The 17,772-nt window shown below is 66.2% G+C and carries 15 protein-coding genes; 8 read left to right on the forward strand and 7 right to left on the reverse strand.

Annotated features, from left to right (window positions below):
- Window positions 1-91 precede the first annotated feature (91 nt).
- The 7 genes from AAG801_RS08240 (at window position 92) to AAG801_RS08270 (ending at window position 8,016) form a co-directional block, all read left to right on the forward strand.
- Complete coding sequence (locus AAG801_RS08240; protein ID WP_341887967.1) at window positions 92-1,282, forward strand: M24 family metallopeptidase; 1,191 nt, start codon at window positions 92-94, stop codon at window positions 1,280-1,282.
- Between the two features lie 52 nt (window positions 1,283-1,334).
- The gene (locus AAG801_RS08245) at window positions 1,335-2,309 is read left to right on the forward strand and encodes a tripartite tricarboxylate transporter substrate binding protein (protein WP_341887968.1); all 975 of its coding nucleotides are present in this window, start codon (window positions 1,335-1,337) and stop codon (window positions 2,307-2,309) included.
- A complete protein-coding gene (locus AAG801_RS08250) occupies window positions 2,306-2,764 on the forward strand; it encodes a GAF domain-containing protein (protein WP_341887969.1) in 459 nt (152 codons plus the stop codon). Before AAG801_RS08245 ends, AAG801_RS08250 begins: the two co-directional genes overlap by 4 nt.
- Window positions 2,761-3,747, forward strand: coding sequence for a tripartite tricarboxylate transporter substrate binding protein (locus AAG801_RS08255; RefSeq protein ID WP_341887970.1), 987 nt, complete (start codon window positions 2,761-2,763; stop codon window positions 3,745-3,747). Before AAG801_RS08250 ends, AAG801_RS08255 begins: the two co-directional genes overlap by 4 nt.
- A 65-nt stretch (window positions 3,748-3,812) precedes the next feature.
- A complete protein-coding gene (locus AAG801_RS08260; protein WP_341887971.1) occupies window positions 3,813-4,490 on the forward strand; it encodes a response regulator transcription factor in 678 nt (225 codons plus the stop codon).
- Between the two features lie 57 nt (window positions 4,491-4,547).
- On the forward strand, window positions 4,548-6,419 hold the full coding sequence (locus AAG801_RS08265; RefSeq protein WP_341887972.1) for a hybrid sensor histidine kinase/response regulator: 1,872 nt from the start codon (window positions 4,548-4,550) through the stop codon (window positions 6,417-6,419).
- 709 nt (window positions 6,420-7,128) lie between these two features.
- Window positions 7,129-8,016: a hypothetical protein gene (locus AAG801_RS08270; protein WP_341887973.1), complete on the forward strand. Its 888-nt coding sequence runs from the start codon at window positions 7,129-7,131 to the stop codon at window positions 8,014-8,016.
- Window positions 8,017-8,071: 55 nt separating this feature from the next.
- On the opposite strand, the gene AAG801_RS08275 is transcribed toward AAG801_RS08270, so the two are convergent.
- The 5 genes from AAG801_RS08275 to AAG801_RS08295 all read right to left on the reverse strand — a co-directional run bounded on the left by AAG801_RS08275 (window position 8,072) and on the right by AAG801_RS08295 (window position 14,388).
- On the reverse strand, window positions 8,072-10,540 hold the full coding sequence (locus AAG801_RS08275; protein ID WP_341887974.1) for a TonB-dependent siderophore receptor: 2,469 nt from the start codon (window positions 10,538-10,540) through the stop codon (window positions 8,072-8,074).
- Between the two features lie 149 nt (window positions 10,541-10,689).
- On the reverse strand, window positions 10,690-11,673 hold the full coding sequence (locus AAG801_RS08280; RefSeq protein WP_341887975.1) for a FecR domain-containing protein: 984 nt from the start codon (window positions 11,671-11,673) through the stop codon (window positions 10,690-10,692).
- Window positions 11,670-12,170: a sigma-70 family RNA polymerase sigma factor gene (locus tag AAG801_RS08285; protein WP_192192371.1), complete on the reverse strand. Its 501-nt coding sequence runs from the start codon at window positions 12,168-12,170 to the stop codon at window positions 11,670-11,672. The genes AAG801_RS08280 and AAG801_RS08285 overlap by 4 nt, the downstream gene beginning before the upstream one ends.
- 166 nt (window positions 12,171-12,336) lie before the next feature.
- The gene (locus AAG801_RS08290; RefSeq protein WP_341887976.1) at window positions 12,337-13,272 is read right to left on the reverse strand and encodes an NADP-dependent oxidoreductase; all 936 of its coding nucleotides are present in this window, start codon (window positions 13,270-13,272) and stop codon (window positions 12,337-12,339) included.
- A 45-nt stretch (window positions 13,273-13,317) separates the two neighbouring features.
- The gene (locus AAG801_RS08295; RefSeq protein ID WP_341887977.1) at window positions 13,318-14,388 is read right to left on the reverse strand and encodes an alkene reductase; all 1,071 of its coding nucleotides are present in this window, start codon (window positions 14,386-14,388) and stop codon (window positions 13,318-13,320) included.
- A 148-nt stretch (window positions 14,389-14,536) separates the two neighbouring features.
- Here AAG801_RS08295 and AAG801_RS08300 point away from each other — a divergent pair, with 148 nt between their 5' ends.
- Entirely contained in the window at window positions 14,537-15,430 is an 894-nt protein-coding gene (locus AAG801_RS08300; RefSeq protein WP_341887978.1) for a LysR family transcriptional regulator, read from the forward strand.
- Window positions 15,431-15,508: 78 nt separating this feature from the next.
- Here the strand turns inward: AAG801_RS08300 and AAG801_RS08305 are convergent, their stop codons facing one another.
- A complete protein-coding gene (locus AAG801_RS08305; RefSeq protein WP_341887979.1) occupies window positions 15,509-16,498 on the reverse strand; it encodes a tripartite tricarboxylate transporter substrate-binding protein in 990 nt (329 codons plus the stop codon).
- Window positions 16,499-16,525: 27 nt separating this feature from the next.
- Window positions 16,526-17,692, reverse strand: a complete 1,167-nt coding sequence (locus AAG801_RS08310; protein ID WP_101489865.1) for a mandelate racemase/muconate lactonizing enzyme family protein — start codon at window positions 17,690-17,692, stop codon at window positions 16,526-16,528.
- Window positions 17,693-17,772 lie beyond the last annotated feature (80 nt).

A 17,772-nucleotide genomic window follows, 5' to 3' on the forward strand; every position in this document is an offset into this window, starting at 1 on the left:
GTGGTCGAGTTCGACGCGCTGTAGCCCGCACCCCCGAGCTGTTCAGAAAACAACCCGCCGGATGCCTCCGGCCCCTTCAAGGAAACGACACATGCCCAAGCTGACGCAAGCCGTCTGGCGGTACCGCCACGACCAGATGGTCCGGTTGATGGACGAACTCGCCGTCGATGCGCTGGTGTTCACGACCGCAGATTTCTTTCAGTTCGCCACCAACTTCCACACCGACGTGCAGCCGTGGGAGCGGCCGATCTTCGCGGTGGTGCCGCGCCAGGGCGAGGGCTTCCTGGTGATGAACGAACTGTCCACGAACCACATGCGCTTTTCGATGGAAGCCCACAAGGTGTGGATCACGGACGTGACGTTCTATGCCGAGCATCCGATGGTGAGCAACCGCCTGCCGCTCGTGTCGCAGCTCCCCGAAATCCTTGCCGAGCGCCTGAGCCGCGCCGGCCTGCGCCGCTCGCGCATCGCACTGGATGCCGGCAGCGGCGTGATGACCGCCGTGCAGCGCCTGCTGCCCGACCTGAACGTGCGCGTCGCCACCGCGGAAGTGCGCAGCTTGCGCTGGCAGAAGCATGCCGAGGAACTGGCCGTGATGCAGGCCATGGCCGGGCTGACCGACTGGCTGCAAGACCGTTATCGCGAAGCCATCAAGCCCGGCCGGCTGGTGCAGGAGATGGACTGCGCCATGGCCAGCCTGTTCGTGCAGGAGGCCGCCGAGCGCTTTCCCGGCGAGCAGTTCGAGGTCGTGCGCTGCTGGACGCTCAGCGGCCCGGCGTCGGCGTCGCCGCACGGCGACGGTGCCTCCTGCGGCGCGCGCATCCGCGAAGGCGACGTGCTCGTCAACATCATCATTCCCCGGCTCAGCGGCCTGACGATCGAGAACGAGCGCACCTGGTTCTGCGGGCGCCCCGACGACCAGAAGAAGGCGCTGTGGACCGCCGCGCGCGACGCCACCGACGCGGCCATCGGCGCGGCCGTGACAGGCCGGCCCGTGTGTGGGATCGATGCCGCGGCGCAGGCCGTGATCGAGCGCGCCGGTTTTGCCGACTGCATCCGCCACCGCACGGGCCACGCCATCGGCATCGTGCACCACGAGTATCCGGAGGACATGGCCTTCAGCCAGCGCCCGCTGCTCGACAACGAGGTCTATTCGGCCGAGCCCGGCCTGTACGTCTACGGCGTGGGCGGCTTTCGCATCGACGACACGGTCGTGGTGGGCGCGACGCCGCGCGTGCTCACCGCCACGCCCAAGTCGCTCGACTACGCCACCGTGGGTTGAGACCGACGCCCGCCCGCACCCGCTTTCGCAACCTACCCACCTCGACCTCCCCATGACCACCCGCCGCACCATGCTTTCCGCGCTGGCCGTTGCAGCTTCGCTGCTCGCCGCACCCGCCTTCGCGCAGGGCTTTCCTTCCAAGCCGATCAAGGTCGTGGTCCCGCAGCCTGCCGGCTCGGGGCCGGACACGCTGGCGCGCACGCTGGCCGACGTGCTCGGCAAGAGCCTGGGGCAGAGCGTCGTGGTGGAGAACCGGCCCGGCGCCAACGGCACGCTGGCCGCGGCCTACGTGCTCTCGCAGCCCGCGGACGGCTACACGCTGTTCCTGGCCGGCGTCTCGAACATGTCGTGGAACCCGCACCTGTACAAGTCGCTGGGGCACCAGCCGGCGCGCGACTTTACCGGCGTCGCCGTCATCGCCAACACGCCGTTCGTCACCGTCGTGGCGCCGAGCCTGGGCGTGAAGACACTGCCCGACCTCATCAAGATGGCCAAGGCCGAGCCGCAGCGGCTCAGCTTCGCGTCGGCCGGCATCGGCAACTCCACGCATCTGGCGAGCGAGCTGCTGAAGTCGCGCACCGGGATCCAGATGCAGCACGTGCCCATCAGCGGCGCGGGCGGTCCCAACGCGCTGACCAGCGTGATGGCGGGCGACACGCCGGTGATGACGACCGTCCCCGTCGGCGTCGTGCCGCTGGTCAAGAGCGGCAAGCTGGTGCCGTTGGCCGTGACCGGCGAACGGCGGCTGCCGCAACTGCCCGACGTGCCCACGTTCAAGGAGCTGGGCATCGACATGGAGGTGCCCGGCTGGTACTCCCTGGTGGCGCGCGCGGGCGCACCGGGCGACGCGGTCGCGCGGCTCAACGCCGAGATCAACAAGGCGCTGGACACGCCCGAGATGAAGGAGCGCCTGGCCGGCCAGATGCTGATCGGCGTCAAGTCGACGCCGGCCGATGTGTTGAAGTTCACGCAGCGCGAGTCGGCCGCATGGGGCCCCATCATCGATCGGCTGGGCATTGCGCAATGAGTGACATCGAGCCGCTTTCCTTCGAAGCGCTGGACCACACGCTGCGGCGGTCTCCGGGGCACCGGCTCTTCACCGTGCTGGCGATCGACCCCGGCCTCGCGGCGTCGCGGCGCCTGTACACGAGCGACCCGGCGGCCTATCCGTGCGGCGGCACCAAGCCGCTGCACCCCGACAACGACTTCTTTCGCGAGGTGGTGCAGGGCGGTCGGGCGCGCATCTGCTCGGATCAGGAAGCCTGTCGCCGCGCGTTTCCCGACCATGCGCTGATCGACACGCTGGGCTGTCGGTCTGCCATCAACGTGCCGGTGCGGCACGGCGGTTGCACCATCGGCTCGCTGAACCTGCTGCACCAGGAGCACTGGTACCAGCCCGACATGGTGCCCGCGCTGATGCGCTTCGCTGAACAGGCGGCGCCCTTGCTTCTTTCGCTCCGATACGTTGAGATGCCCGCATGACGATCCCTCGCCGAACCTTCGTGCTGAATGCCGCCGCGTTTGTGTGTGCGGCATCGCTCGCCACCGCGGCGCGAGCGGCCGGCCCGGTTTATCCCAGCAAGCCGATCACCATCGTCTTTCCCTACGCGGCCGGCGGCGCCACCGACGCCATGACGCGCCAGATCGCCGACCTCATGGCCAAGGCGCTCGGCCAGCCGGTCATCGTCGACGCGAAGCCGGGCGCCGGTGGATCGATGGCGCTGCAGCAGGTGGTGCGCGCCAACCCGGACGGGCACACGCTGGTGCTCGTGGCCAGCGGAACGATGGCCGTCAATCCTTACCTGTACGACCTGAAGTACAAGCCGGTGGAAGACCTCGCGCCCATCACGATCCTGGTCGACATTCCCTTCGTGGTCGTGACGAGGCCGGACTTTCCCGCGCGCACGCTCAAGGAATTCGTCGCGCATGCCAAGGCGAATCCGGGCAAGGTTTCGTTCGCGAATGCGGGTGTGGGCACGCAGGCCCACCTGACGCAGATGATGTTCATGAAGGAGGCCGGTATCACGGCCAACGTCGTTCCCTACAAGGGCGGCACCGGCGCCATCGCTGATCTGCTCGGCGGCCACATCGACGCCATGATCGACAACGCCGCCGCGCAGGTCGCGAACGTGCAGGCCGGCAAGGTGCGCGCGCTGTTCGTCACGACGCGCGAGCGCAGCGAATCGCTGCCCGGCGTGCCCACGGCGCAGGAGGCCGGGCTGCCGGGGTTCGTGACCTCGGGGTGGTTTGGGCTGGCGGCGCCGAAGGGCACGCCGCAGGCCATCATCGACAGGCTCCATGCGGTGATCGTTGAGGGCATGGCGCGGCCCGAGACGCGGAAAAGGTTGATTGAGGCGGGGTGGATGCCGATGGGGAGTTCGCCTGCTGAGGCAGCGGCGCGGGCCCGGTCAGACCTTGCGCGGTTTGGGCTGACTGCGCAGCAGATCGGACTGAAGAAGGAGTAAAGGTCTGCTGACGAGTTGACTTTCGTCACTTTCAGCCGGCGGCGCATGACCCTAACATGCGCGCCATGAGCATTCCTGTGTCGACCCGGGCGTCAGCCATCCTGATCGTGGACGACCACGACCTGGTGCGCCTGGGCGTGCGTGCCTTGCTCCAGGCGCAGGCCTCGCCCCACGGGCCGGCGGTCGAGGTCTTCGAAGCCAGCAGCATGGCGCAGGCACTGGCTGTGTATGAGCGCTCTCAGGCGAGCATCGGGTTGGTGTTGCTCGATCTGGCACTTCCTGACACACGAGGTCTGAGCGGCGTGTCCGTTTTTCTCCAGCGTTATCCGCAGGCCCGGGTGGTCGCGTTGTCGGGCGCCGGCGCCACCGCGCTGGCCCAGAACGCCATTGCGCAAAGTGCGTTGGCTCAGGGTGCCAGCGCGTTCTTGCCGAAGTCGGCCAACCTCAAGGAGGTGGTGAGCTTCATCCGTGCCTGCGGTCTGCTCGGGCGGGACGTTGTCGACGGCCTGCCAGGTACGTCCAGGTGGGTTGGGCGGGCGCCCCGCCGTTCCGCCGGTGGCGCCCTGAGTTCGCTGACGGGAAGTCAGGCGCGTGTGCTGCAGATGATTCTCGAAGGCAAGTCCAACAAGGAGATCGCACTGTTGGCCGAGTTGCGCGAAGGCACGGTGAAGAACTATGTTTCGACGATCCTCTTGCTGTTCGGCGTGCAATCGCGGGCGGAACTGATCAGCAGCCTGCGTTGATTCATCGCAGGAGGTGCAACGCGATCATCGAAGAAACAAGAACGAAGGGCCCAATTCATGAATGACGCTGCCCGATCGATGCATCAGGCCCCGGCGGCCGCCGATCTGGACCATCGGGTGCTCCGCGAACACGTGGCCTCGGTGTATGCCGCACACACGACGGCCACCTGTGCGCACATCGGCTTCGCCATTGCCATTGGCATCTTCGGCTACTTCAACATCGATTCGACCCACCACCTGCTGGTGGTCGGCATGGTCGCTGCCGTCGTGTCGATGAACCTGTATGCCTTGCTTGCGCCGCGGTGGACGCCGGATGTCCCTTTGTCCGAAAGCCGCTATTGGGCGCGCCGGTACACGTGGATCGTCACGCTGGTCAGCGTGACCACGGCGCTGCCCTGCGCCTTGTTCCTCGTACTCATCCAGAGCCCGGCGATGACGACCGTTGTGATCGTCGTGATCATGGTCAGTTGGACCCGGGCCATTCAGGCCCGTTGGCCGATCAAGGGGGCCATGTTCGGCTGCGGCGTCCCCGTGATGGGCGGGCTGATTCTTGCCTTGATCTGGCACGGTGGCACGCTGCACTGGTTTCTGGCGCTCTTCAGTTTCGCCAATCTGGTACTGACACTGCACGAAGGGGTGAAGCAGAACAAGCGGCTGACAGCCTCCTTGATGTTGCAGTTCGAGAACGAGATGCTCGCCGCACAGTTGCGCGAACGCATCGCTGCCGTGGAGCGCGCCAGTGCGGAAAAGACCCGCTTTCTTGCCGCGGCCAGCCACGATCTGCGCCAGCCGATGCATGCCATTGCACTTTTCGGCGCAGCCATGGAAACCGCACTGCATGACCATCCTGAAAGAACGAATGCCAAACGCCTGATGCGCGCCGTCGACGCGCTCGGTGCATCGCTGGACACCATGCTCGACGTGTCGCATCTGGATGCAGGCGTCGTCGTGTCCGAACCGCAGGCACTGGAGCTCGATGCACTGCTTCTTGTCCTCAACCAGACCTTCACCCCCTACGCTGAACAGAAGGGTCTGCAATTGCGCATCCGTGCCAGTGGCATGTGGGTGCGCAGCGACATCCAGCTGCTGTTTCGCCTGCTTTCGAATCTGGTCGACAACGCCTTGAAGTACACCCATGAGGGCGGCGTGAGCGTGGTCGCGCGGCGGCGAGGAGACAAGGTGTGGCTGGAGGTTCGCGACACCGGCGTCGGCATTGCCCCCGAACAGTTGAGCCGCATCTTCGAAGAGTTCTATCAGATCGACAACCCGGGCCGCGACCGGGCGCGCGGACTCGGGATCGGGCTGTCGATCGTCAAGCGCCTGTCGCACCTGATGTCTCACCCGATCGAGGTGCACTCGCGACCGGGACGTGGCACGCATTTCCGCGTGGTCCTGCCGCAAGCCGAGGCAGCGATCACCGCGCCGGCCGAACTGCTGCTCGATGAACTGGAGATTCCCACGCATCGCAGCCTCGCTGCGCCGAACCTGCCTGGGCCCGTGCTACTGATCGACGATGAAGCGGAGATTCGCCTGGCCATGGCGGCGCTGCTGCGTGCGCACGCTGTCGATGTCGTGGCAGTGACTGACGAATCGCATGCGGTCGAAGCATTGACGCACCCGGATGCGAAAAGCCGTCCGTTCTCGATGCTCTTGTGCGACTACCGGCTGGCCGACGGGGGAGATGGACTTGAGGTCGGCCTGCGCCTGCTCGAGCGCTTTCAGCTTGACATTCCCATGCTCCTGATCACGGGCGAGACGGCCCCGCATCAACTGCGGCGTGCACAGTCATCGGGGGTGCCGATGTTGTTCAAGCCGGTGAGCGCCGCTGCGCTCCTGCAGGCGATGGCGGACCTGACATCCGTCACGGGGCAGACGCGGATTTTTTCTCCGGCGACCCGGTACTTCAGAGACCCGTCGCCGGTGACCTGATTGTCTGCCGCGTCATTGCCACGGCGCGGTTCGCCTGGTGGGCCGATGCCGGCTTCAAAGACGCCATTCCAAGGCGTTACTTTTCAAAGTCAGGTGAGAAGAATAGATCGGGGTGGGAAAGCCCGCATCGTCATGCGAACCCTCTCGATATTGGAAAGGGAAGACGCCGTCTCTATTCCGATCACATGGTTCAAATTAGTCATAACTTCCTCATAACAAAAAATCGATTTCCCATCGCTTTCAGGTCGTTGTGACTTTCGGCATGGGGAAATTTCTCCCGCCGGCCATACAAACGTCGACGGCGATCTGACGGGCCACGTTGGGAGGACCGATCGCCAGGAACAACGTTGCCATCTCGGCAGCATTGGCTTCGACAAAATTGAAAGGCAAGGGAATGAAATTCAAAAAATCTGCAGTGGCTGCTGCAACGGCAGTCGCCTTGATGCTTGCGGCATGTGGGGGTGGCAGCGGGGGCGGAGGTGGAGGTGGCTTCCCCGTGGGGCTTATCGGGCCTGGAACGGACGACCCCGGAACACAAGGGCCTGGAACACAAGGCCCTGGAACGCAAGGGCCCGGGACGCAGGGGCCCGGAACCCAAGGCCCTGGAACGCAGGAGCCTGGAACCCAGGAACCCGGAACACCTGCCCCCACGCAATACGAGACGCTCCCGTCTGCCTGGGACGGCGACAAGGATTCCTACATTGCATCGGTGCCGGCCGTCTTGCAGCAACTGAACGACCAAGGCGCCAAGGGCAGCGTCCGCATGCGCCCCGTGGGAAGCAATTCGCTGTATGTCAACCCGCAAGCCGCCAACGACAAATACAGCTACAAGGAATTCACGCTCACCTTCTCCGGTCGCGATGGCTGGGACGGGGCCAGCAACGCGCTGCTGCAGCGGTTGGAAGACGAGGGCGCCAAGGGCTATGTGCTGCACCAGCTGGTGGGGGAGACGCATACGCTGGACGATTCGCTCAATGCGATCCGCAAGGCCAGCCTCATCCTGGTCAAGAACGAAAGCCAGCCCGTCACCTACACCTATCGAAAATTCAGCTTCGATCTGATGCTGCCGGAAGACTTCATTGCCCAGCTGAACGCGCAGGGGCAGGAAGGCTATCGTTTCCTGAATACGGAGCTGGGTCTCAGCCCGAGCGTGAATGCGATCGTCGTCAAAAGCTCTGCAGCGGCAGGGGCGACCTACAGCTACGCGTTCGAACCCGTCGTCTCCGATCCCAAGCCGCAACTCACCAGCCGCGGTCAAAGTGGATTCCGCTACAGGGGCTATTTCGAGTACTTTGCGAACCGCAGTGGGCAGCCCGTTCGAGGCGTTTTCAATACCTACGAGCTCGACAGCAGCAAGCCTGCGGCAGTGGCCTATCGCTTCTCGGATGAAATGCCTGGGGGCCCGGTCGATATCAATACGACCGAAGGACTCGCGCGACTCAATGACCAGGCGAGCCAGGGATTTTTCTACTCCGGCTTGAGTGTTCCTACCGGAGCGAGCGGGGGCGCCGCGATGTTCTTCGCGGACTATGCGGTCTATGTTCAGGGCGCGTTGCTGGCGGACCTCAATCGCGGAGGCGCCGTTCTTTTCCCCTAGACACCTGAGATGGGAGGCGCCTGCCTGGGCAGGCGGCCATCCCGTCTAGAACCTTCTAGAAGGTTCCGCGCAAGGTCACCATGGCGCTGCGCGGTTCGCCGTAGACATTGCCCCAGGCCGGCGCACCAACGGTCTGGTAGTAGGTCTTGTCGAACAAGTTGTTCACGTTCAGCGCGGCCGACCAGTTGCGGTTGATCTGGTAGGAGACACGCGCGCTCCAGACGGCGTACGAGGCCTGCTCCAGCTTGATCGCGCCCGTGGTGCGTGAGCTCGCGGTCTGGAAGTTCACGCCGCCGCCCAGCGTCCAGGCGTTCAGCTCGCCGGGCAGGCGGTACTCGGTCCACACGCGCAGCATGTGCTTGGGCGAGTACGTGCTGGCGAAGTCGATGCCGGCATTGGCCGTGTCGTTCATGTACTTGAAGTGGTTGAACGTGTAGCCCGCGAAAACCTGCCAGCCGCGCGCCACTTCGCCGCTGATCTCTGCGTCGAGGCCTTCGCTGCGCACCTTGCCGGTGGACATGTAGCAGTAGGTGCTCCGCGTGCAGACGTTGACCAGGTCTTCCTGCGCCCGGTTGTTCTGGTCGAGGCGGAACAGCGCGACCGAGGCGTTGACCTTGCCGTCGAGCAGCTCGCCCTTCAGGCCCGCTTCGAAGTTGCGGCCCTTGACCGGCGGCAGCATGTCGCCGGCGGCGGTCATCGCGTTCTGCGGCTGGAAGATGTCGGCATAGCTCACGTACGCCGACCATTGCGGGTTGAGCGCATAGATCAGTCCGCCGTAGGGCGTCAGCACGCCGTTCTCGCGGTACGGCTCGGTCGCCGCGGTGCCCGTGGTGCGGTCGCGGTCGCTGGCCCGGTAGCGCGTGACGCGCGCACCGGCGACCAGCGTCAACGGGTCGGTGAGGCTCAGGCGTACAACGCCGTAGGCGCCCGATTGCGTGATGCTTGTTTCGGTGTCGCCACCGCGGTAGCGCCTGGCGACGAAGGTCGCGTCGCTCGGCTCGGGAATCGCCGAGACCGGATGGAACACGTTGTTGGCAACGCCCGGCAACTGCATCAGCGAGAAGTCGCTGTGGTTGAACATGCGCCCGGTGTTGGCACCGAAGCTCACCGAGTGCTTTCTGCCGAAGGCGTCGAACTTGCCGTCGACGGCAAGGTCGAGGGTCTTGTTGTCGGTCTTGAAGTCGAACAGGCCGCCGTACATGACGTTGCCGGCCAGGGTCACCGGATTCACGGCACCCAGGGGGAAGGCGTACTTGATGTCCTGCGCCTCGCGCATGTAGCCCGCGGTGAGCTTGAGCGACCAGTCGGCATCGAAGCGGTGCGCGAGTTCAGCGAACGCGGAGGTCTGCGCGCTTTTCCAGCGGTTCCAGTCGGCCGCCAGGTAGGTCGACCGGCGCAGGTGCAGGTCGGCGCCGTTGCTGTAGCTCGGCAAGCCCTGGAAGAACGGGGTGGCGCGCAGCGTTTCGTGGCTGGCACCAATGGTGAGCACGGTCTGCGGCCCGAGGTCGGCTGCGAGCACGCCGTACAGCACGCCGGTGCGGCTCTTCGCGGTGTCGTAGAAATAATCGCGGTCGTTGCCGCTGGCGACGATGCGGCCGCGCAGCGTGCCGGCTTCGTTCAGCGGGCCACTGGCGTCGATCTCGGTGCGGTAGTTGTTCCATGAACCCGCACTGGCCGACACCTGCAATTGCTTGTCGGCCGTCGGGCGCTTGCGCACCATGTTGATCGTGGCGCTGGGCGAACCGGCCCCTTGCAGCAGGCCGGTGGCGCCGCGCACCACCTCCACGCGGTCCAGCGTGGCGGCATTGCTCGTGAAGCTGTTGGCCTGCGGGTAGTAGAAGGCGCGGTTCACGCCGTCGAACTGGTAGGTGTCGACGCGGAAGCCGCGGGAGTAGACATAGCGCCCGCCCATCGGGCTGTCGTACATCGTGATGCCGGTGGTCTGGGCCAGCACGTCGTCGATGGTGTAGAGGTTCTGGTCGTCCATCTTCTGGCGCGTGACCACCGTGACCGACTGGGGAATCTCCTTGAGCGTCTGCTCGCCCTTGCCGACGGTGACGATGCGGCTCGCATACGACCTCGAGCCCTCGGTGATCGCGCTGCGCTCGGCCTGCGCCGTGACGCGCACTTCGCTGAGCAGATTGCTCTGCGCGTCTGCCGGTGCGGCGGAGGTGGCCGCGTTGGGCGCCGGCTGACGCAGCGTGTAGCCACCGCCTGCGCGTGCGACCGCTTCGAGGCCCGTGCCCGCGAGCAGCCTGGAGAAACCGTCGCCGACGGCATGCGTGCCGCGCAATCCGCCGGTGCGGCGGCCTTCGGTCAGCGCGGGTTCGAAGGACAGCGTGACGCCGGCCTGCGCGGCGAAGCGCGACAGCGCGGGGCCCAGCGCGCCGGCGGGGATGTCGTAGGCCGCGGTGGTGGCTGCCGGTGGGTTCGCCTGTGCGGTCGCGGCGCCCGAAGCGGCGAGGGCGAAGGCCAGGCAGAGGGAGCGCACGCCGTGGCTCACGGCGCTCGGGCGCGGGGGCATGCAAAGAGAAAGTGGGCGCAGGGGCGCGGTGCGGGAGGAGGGCAATGCCATGGTTCGGTGGTCCTGTTCTTGCCGTACTCACAGCACGGCTCCATGGCATGCCCGACCAGACTTCAAAAAGGGACAGGAATCAGCGAAAAATTTCTGCGTCAGGCCGGCACCACCGTCACCCACCACCGCGTGCGCGTGAGCACCTGCACGGGCAGCGTGGTGGCCACCATCGACAGCACGTAGTCGGTATCGCGCAGCTGGAACGCACCGGAGATGCGCAGGTTCGCCACCTCGGGGCTGCAGTGCAGCAGGCCGGGCCGGTAGCGCGACAGCTCGGCGCAGAAGTCGGCCAGGCGCATGTTCTCGGCATACAGCACGCCTTGCGTCCACGCCTGGCTCTCGGGCGAGACGGCGGCCAGCGTCGAGGCGCCCTGGGTGCTCAACACGGTCTGCTGGCCGGCCGGCACGATGCCCGCGGGCGACGCCGCACCGCGCAAGGTGACCTCGACCGCACCCTCGGTGACGGCCAGCCGCACATCGGGGGGCGATGCGGTTTCGTGCGCGTCGTGGTCCTGGCGCACGGTGAAGCGCGTGCCGAGCGCGCGCAGCCGGCCCTGCACCGTCTCCACGATGAAGGGCCGCGCATCGGCGGCGGTCGTGACCCGGATCGCGCCCGCGCGCAGCCGCACCGTGCGTTGCACGCCGTCGATGCGCACATCGATCGCGCTGCCGGTGTCGAGCAGCACGCGGCTGCCGTCGGCCAGCTGCACGTCGCGCCGCTCGCCGGTGGCGGTGGCGTGGTCGGAGGTCCAGCTGTCCCACGGCGCAAGGCGCCAGCCGATCCAGGCGGCCGGCGCGGCCGTCGTCAACACGGCCAGCGTGCGCAGCGCGGCGCGTCGGTTGCCGCGTGCCTGCCGCGCCAGCACCGGCACGCCGACGCTCGCGGGCACGGCGCCGAACTTCTGCGACAAGCGTTCGGCGCGCTGCCATGCGCGTTCGTGCGCCGGGTCCGCATGGCGCCAGGCTTCGCAGGCCGCGCGGTCCGCTTCGCCTGCGCGGCCGGAGTGCAGCCGCACCAGCCATTGCGCGGCTTCGCGCAGCACGGCGGTGTCGGGTGTGGGGGCGGGTGGCAAGGCGCTCATTCCACCAACGCCAGGCAGTGCTCGAAGCCCAGGGCCATGTGGCGCTTGACGGTGCGTTCGCTGATCGCCAAGCGCTCGGCGATCTGTGCGTAGGTCAGGCCTTCGAGCTGGGACAGCACGAAGGCTTCGCGCGCCTTGTGCGGCAGGCCGTCCAGCATCGCGTCGATGGCATCCAGCGTCTGCAGCAATTGCAGGCGCTCTTCAGGCGACAGCGCCAGCGCCTCGGGCGCCAGCGCAAGCGCTTCGATGTACGCGCGCTCCAAGGCCTGCCGGCGCCAGTGTTCGCTGACCACGCCCTTGGCCAGCGTCGTCAGGTAGGCGCGCGGCTCGCGCAACGTGGGCAGCACCTGCGGGCGAAGCAGCACGCGAACGAAGGTGTCCTGCGCCAGGTCGGCGGCGCTGTGCGCACAGCCCAGGCGCCGGCGCAGCCACGTGCTGAGCCAGCCGTGGTGCTCCGTGTAGAGCGCATGCACGGTGCGGGTGTCGGCGGAAGACATGAGAGGGGAAGGCGATGCAATTGAGAATTACTCTCATTTTAAGAGCGTCGCGGCCTGGCGTGCTGCGCGGGCGATCCGTGGCCAGCCAGGCGTGCGCCACGGTCTGGCCATGGGCAGCCCTTGGGACGCAACGCTCCATGAGTGCATCCCCGCACAGAGGACGTGCTCAGCGTGAGAAGTCCGCCACGACCTTGCCGATGCGAGGGCCGGTGCGATTGCGTTCGATGGCTGCGGGGATGTCGCCAAAACCCACGACTTCGCTGAGCTTCGAGATCAGTGAGCCTTCGGCGATCTCCGCGGCAAGGCGCTCCAGGAGCCCAGCGTCGGTTTTGTTCTGGAACCACAGTCCGCGACGACCGGGAGGTGTGCGCGCAAGGATGTCGGGCGCCGCTGCGCTGACGATGGCGCCGTTCTTGTTCAGCACGTCCCACGAACGATCGAGCACTTCGCCGCCGGCGTAGTCGAGCACCAGATCGATGTGCTGCGCGACCGACTCGAAGCGTTGACTGCGGTAGTCGATGACGTGGTCCGCGCCCAGGCTGCGAACGTGCGCGAGGTGTGCGGCTGACGCCGTGGCGAAGACTTCGGCGCCTGCCCGCTTGGCGTACTGCACGGCATAGCCGCCCAGCCCGCCCGCTGCGCCGTGAATCAGGATGCGCTGGCCTGCGGCGATGGGGCCTGCAAGGTGCAGGCTCTGCCAGGCGGCCACGGCCGCCACGGGAATGGCGGCCGCATGCGCATCGTCCAGGCCCTGCGGCGTGCGCACCAGGTTCGCCTCGTCGACCGCCACGACTTCTGCATAGGCACCCAGCCTGCCGAGCGGCCCCATGACGCGATCGCCGACGCGAAAGCGCGAGGCGCCGGGGCCGACCGCCTCGATGACGCCCGCCAGCTCGATGCCCAGCACCGCGGGCAGTTGAAGCGGAAACGCCTTCTGGACAAGGCCTTCACGGACTTTCCAGTCGATGCCGTTGATGCCGGCCGCGCGGACCCGGACCAGAACCTGGCCGTCCCCTGCGGAGGGTCTCGAGACTTCGGCGATCTCGGCGGCAGAAGCGCCGCCATAGGCGCGGATCAACACAGCGCGTTGGGTGGTAGTCATGTGCGGTTTCTACTGTTCAAGTCGATGAGCGATGCCCGCGTCGTTTCAGTTCGCTGCCAGCGCCAGGCTCGGGTAGTCCGTGTAGCCCTTCGCGTCACCGCCGTAGTAGGAGGTGTGGTCCGGCGTGTTCATCGGTGCGTGGGTCTGGAGGCGTTCGACGAAGTCGGGGTTGGCCAGCACCATCTGTCCGTAGGCTTCCAGCTCGGCCAGGCCCGACGCCAGGTCGGTGCCGATCTGTTCGCGTGCGCGCGACGGGCGGTTCACGATGAGCGTGCCGCGCCAGAGCTTGCGGATGTCTGCCACCAGGGCCTCGTCGCCTGCGTGCATTACATGCACGTAGGCCAGGCCCAGCTTCGAGAGTTCGGTGATCAGATGGCGGTACAGGGCCGGCGCTTCGGAGCCCTCGTCGATGCCCCCCAGCTTGGCGCCGGGAGAGAAACGAATGGCGGTGCGGTCCGCACCGATTTCTTCTGCGATCGCTGTGGCCACCTCGATCGCGAAGCGGGCGCGGTTCTCGACCGATCCACCGTACAGGTCGGTGCGGGTGTTGGCGCTCGGGGCGAAGAACTGCTGGATGAGGTAGCCGTTCGCGCCGTGGATCTCGACCCCGTCGGCACCGGCTTCGATGGCCCGGCGAGCGGCCAGGCGGAAGTCCGCCACCGTCTGGCGAATCTCGTCGGTGGTTAGCGCACGAGGCTCGGGAATGGGCTGCATGCCGGTCATGGTGAACATCGGCGCGCCGGGGGCGATGGCCGAAGGGGCGACCGGCTGCCGGTGGTGGGGCGTGTTGTCGGGATGGGACATGCGCCCCGCGTGCATGAGCTGGATGAACAGGCGTGAGCCCTTGTCGTGCACGGCCTGCGTGATGGTCTTCCAGCCGGCGACCTGGGCATCGGTGTAGATGCCGGGGGTGCCGAGATAGCCCTGCCCGTCGTCGGAAGGTTGCGTGCCCTCAGAGACGATCAGGCCGACGGTGGCGCGCTGCGCGTAGTAGGTGACGGCCAGCGCCTTGGGCGTGCCATCGAATTCGGCGCGCGAGCGGGTCATCGGTGCCATCACGAGGCGGTTCGAGAGGGTGTAGCGGCCGACTTTGACGGGGCTGAAAAGTGGGGTCATGACGATTTCGGATGAGGTTGAAAAAAGTGCCCAGACCGTCTGAGCTGGCTTGAACGCGTGCGTCGCGCTGAAGAAGAAGGCATCTTCAATTAATCCAACTGTGAGATAAAGATGGTTGTTCGGGATTCATTGATCCAAAATTGGCGCAATGAGCACGGAATACCTGAACGACATGGCCCTCTTCGTGGAGGTCGTGAAAGCCAAGAGCTTTCGAGGGGCGGCCGACGTGACGGGGGTGCCCAACTCGACCTTGTCGCGCCGCATCGGGGCGCTGGAAAAGGTGATCGGCTTGCGCCTGCTGCATCGCACGACGCGCAGGATAGAGCTGACCGAAGCAGGGCAGGTCTACTACGAGCGGTGCCGGCGCATCGTCGAAGAGGCGCGCATCGCGCATGAGCAGCTGGGCGAGATGCTGGCGCAACCCACCGGCGTGCTGCGTGCGTCGTTGCCGGTGGACTTCGCCACCATCTACCTGGCACCGCTGATTGCGGAGTTCGCGCGCCGCTATCCGGGCATCTCGTTCGACCTGGACCTCAGCCCACGCAATGTGGACCTCGTGGCCGAGCCCTTCGACGTCGCCATCCGCATGGGCGAGCAACCCAGTTCGACGCTGATCGCGCGTCTGCTGGCGCGGCTGACGCCCCACCTCTACGCATCGCCGCGCTACCTGAAGATGGCCGGCGAACCGCGCGATCCCGCCGAGCTGCAACAGCACGAGTGCCTTGGCTTCCCGAAATCCGGCCCCTGGGTGCTGCACAACGACGAGGCAACGGCCGAGGTGCGTATCGGCCAGCGCTTCACCGTCACCAGCGTCGGCATGTACCGCAGCCTCGCGGTGCATGACCAGGGGATCGCGCTGCTGGCCGAAGGCGTGGTGGCCGACGACCTGGCCCACGGGCGTTTGCGTCGCATCCTGCCGGACTGGCATGGAGAGCCGGTGCCGGTGTACGCGCTGACTGAAACCCGGCTGCTACCGGCCAAGACGCTGCGGTTCATCGAGCTCCTGCAGGAGCGGTTGGCGCAGCCACGCGCCGATCGATGAATGAACCGCTGTGCCGACGGCCTGCCATGCCGTCAAACCGAAAGCGCAGGCGCTGTCAGCCCGCGGTCCTCACCGGCATCAGTCGGCGTATTCGCCAGCGTCCTTGATCACCTTTGACCACCGCACCTTTTCGGCTTCCAGGTATTTCCTGTGGCCGACGGGGTCGAGCCGGTCGTCATTGACGACGGTGAGGCCGAGGGCCTCCTCCCGCTTGATCAGGTCAGGATCTTTCAACGCGGTGCGCAGTGCGGCGTTGAGCTTGGCGAGCACGGCGGCAGGCGTGCCACGCGGTGCGTACAGGCCGTGCCACACCTGGACGTTGAAGTCTTTCAGTCCGGCTTCGGCCAGAGTTGGCGTGTCCTTCAGCGCCGCGAGCGGTAGCCGCTGCAAGCTGGTGATGCCGTAGACCTTGACCTTCTTTCCCTCGATCTGCGGCACCGCGTTGGTCGCCTGTTCGCACATCACATCGACCTGTCCGCCGATGAGGTCCGTCATGGCCGGCGCGGTCCCTTTGTAGGGCACGGGCGTCATGCTCGTCTTCAGCGCGCCCTGGAGCATCAGGCCGCACAGGTGCGATGCGGAACCGAGCCCCGCGTTGGCGAGGTTCACCTTGCCGCCGTTCGACGCGATCCACTGACGCAGCTCCGCGAAGTTGCCTGCAGCGAGGCTTGGCTTGCCAATCAGCACCGAGGGCGCTTCGTTGATCACACCCAGGGTTTCGAAATCGTCCGGTACCTTGTAGCTGAGCTTGCGGTACAAGGCCGGCGCGGTGGCCATGCCGATGTGATGCACCAGCAGCGTGTAGCCGTCCGGTGTGGCGCGCGCCACCTTGGCCGAGCCGACCGTGCCGCCTGCGCCGGCGGCGTTTTCGATGATGACGGTCTGGCCCAGCGGCTTGCGCAGCGCCTCGGCCAGGTCCCGGGCGATCTTGTCGCTGGGACCGCCGGCGGAAAAAGGCACGACCAGCGTGACGGGCTTGTCGGGAAACTCGGCACACGCCAGCGAAGCGAATCCGAGCACGGCGAGGCCGGCGCCGCAGCGCCAAAGATGGGATATGTATCGCGTCATGGTCTTGTCTCCTTGGGGTTGTTTGTGTCAGGCCGACAGCGCCTGCATCTCGCGGTACAGATCGGCCTTGCCTTCGAAGCCGATGCCAGGCAGGTCAGGCAGCGTCACATGGCTGTTCTCGACCTTCACGCCATCGGGGAATCCGCCGAACGGCTGGAACAGGTCGGGGTAGGACTCGTTGCCGCCCAGTCCGAGCCCGGCGGCGATGTTCAGCGACATCTGGTGTCCGCCGTGCGGGATGCAGCGACTCGCCGACCAGCCGTGCTCCTTGAGCATGTCGAGCGTGCGCAGGTACTCGACCAGGCCGTAGCTCAGCGCGCAGTCGAACTGCAGCCAGTCGCGGTCGGGGCGCATGCCGCCGTAGCGAATGAGGTTGCGCGCGTCCTGCATCGAGAAAAGGTCTTCGCCCGTGGCCATCGGGTTCTTGTAGAAGTTGCGCAGCGCCGCCTGGAGTTCGAAGTCCAGCGGGTCGCCCGGCTCCTCGTACCAGAACAGGTCGTATTGCGACAGCGCCTTGGCGTAGGCGATGGCGGTTTCAAGGTCGAAGCGCCCGTTCGCGTCGACGCAGAGCTTCTGGCCGTCCTGCAGCACTTCCATGATCGAGTCGATGCGGCGAAGGTCTTCGTCGAGCGAGGCGCCGCCGATCTTTTTCTTGACGACCGTGTAGCCGCGGTCGATGTAGCTGCGCATCTCGTCCTGGAGCTTCCGGTGGTCCTGCCCAGGGTAGTAGTAGCCGCCCGCCGCGTAGACAAAAATCTTGCGGTTCGGCTTGCCGTCGCCGTAGCGGTCTGCGAGCAACTGGAAGAGCGGCTTGCCTTCGATCTTGGCCACGGCGTCCCACACCGCCATGTCGATCGTGCCGATGGCCACGGAGCGTTCACCATGGCCGCCCGGCTTTTCGTTGGTGAACATCGTGTTCCAGATCTTGTGCGGGTCGAGGTTGTCGCCCGTGTCGTCGACGAGCGACGACGGGGCCGCTTCGAGGATGCGCGGAATGAACCGCTCGCGCATCAGCTTGCCCTGGCCGTAGCGGCCGTTCGAATTGAAGCCATAGCCGACCACCGGCTTGCCGTCGCGGATCACGTCGGTGATCACCGCGACAAGACTCAGTGTCATCTTGCTAAAGTCGATGTAGGCGTTGCGGATGGGCGAGCTGATGGGAATGGTTTTCTCGCGGATTTCGACGATCTTCATGGCGGGCTCCAGGGGGCTTTGATTGAGAGCCTTGATGGTCCGCCGCACGGGGTTTTGGGGCCAATGCTCCTTTTCGCTGC

Source organism: Variovorax sp. YR752, assembly GCF_943372545.1.

Bases quoted from the DNA above. Each gene is read 5' to 3' on its own strand.
- AAG801_RS08240 (WP_341887967.1), top strand. From the start codon at position 92: ATGCCCAAGCTGACGCAAGCCGTCTGGCGGTACCGCCACGACCAGATG.
- AAG801_RS08245 (WP_341887968.1), top strand. From the start codon at position 1,335: ATGACCACCCGCCGCACCATGCTTTCCGCGCTGGCCGTTGCAGCTTCG.
- AAG801_RS08250 (WP_341887969.1), top strand. From the start codon at position 2,306: ATGAGTGACATCGAGCCGCTTTCCTTCGAAGCGCTGGACCACACGCTG.
- AAG801_RS08255 (WP_341887970.1), top strand. From the start codon at position 2,761: ATGACGATCCCTCGCCGAACCTTCGTGCTGAATGCCGCCGCGTTTGTG.
- AAG801_RS08260 (WP_341887971.1), top strand. From the start codon at position 3,813: ATGAGCATTCCTGTGTCGACCCGGGCGTCAGCCATCCTGATCGTGGAC.
- AAG801_RS08265 (WP_341887972.1), top strand. From the start codon at position 4,548: ATGAATGACGCTGCCCGATCGATGCATCAGGCCCCGGCGGCCGCCGAT.
- AAG801_RS08275 (WP_341887974.1), bottom strand. From the start codon at position 10,540: ATGCCCCCGCGCCCGAGCGCCGTGAGCCACGGCGTGCGCTCCCTCTGC.
- AAG801_RS08280 (WP_341887975.1), bottom strand. From the start codon at position 11,673: ATGAGCGCCTTGCCACCCGCCCCCACACCCGACACCGCCGTGCTGCGC.
- AAG801_RS08285 (WP_192192371.1), bottom strand. From the start codon at position 12,170: ATGTCTTCCGCCGACACCCGCACCGTGCATGCGCTCTACACGGAGCAC.
- AAG801_RS08290 (WP_341887976.1), bottom strand. From the start codon at position 13,272: ATGACTACCACCCAACGCGCTGTGTTGATCCGCGCCTATGGCGGCGCT.
- AAG801_RS08295 (WP_341887977.1), bottom strand. From the start codon at position 14,388: ATGACCCCACTTTTCAGCCCCGTCAAAGTCGGCCGCTACACCCTCTCG.
- AAG801_RS08300 (WP_341887978.1), top strand. From the start codon at position 14,537: ATGAGCACGGAATACCTGAACGACATGGCCCTCTTCGTGGAGGTCGTG.
- AAG801_RS08305 (WP_341887979.1), bottom strand. From the start codon at position 16,498: ATGACGCGATACATATCCCATCTTTGGCGCTGCGGCGCCGGCCTCGCC.
- AAG801_RS08310 (WP_101489865.1), bottom strand. From the start codon at position 17,692: ATGAAGATCGTCGAAATCCGCGAGAAAACCATTCCCATCAGCTCGCCC.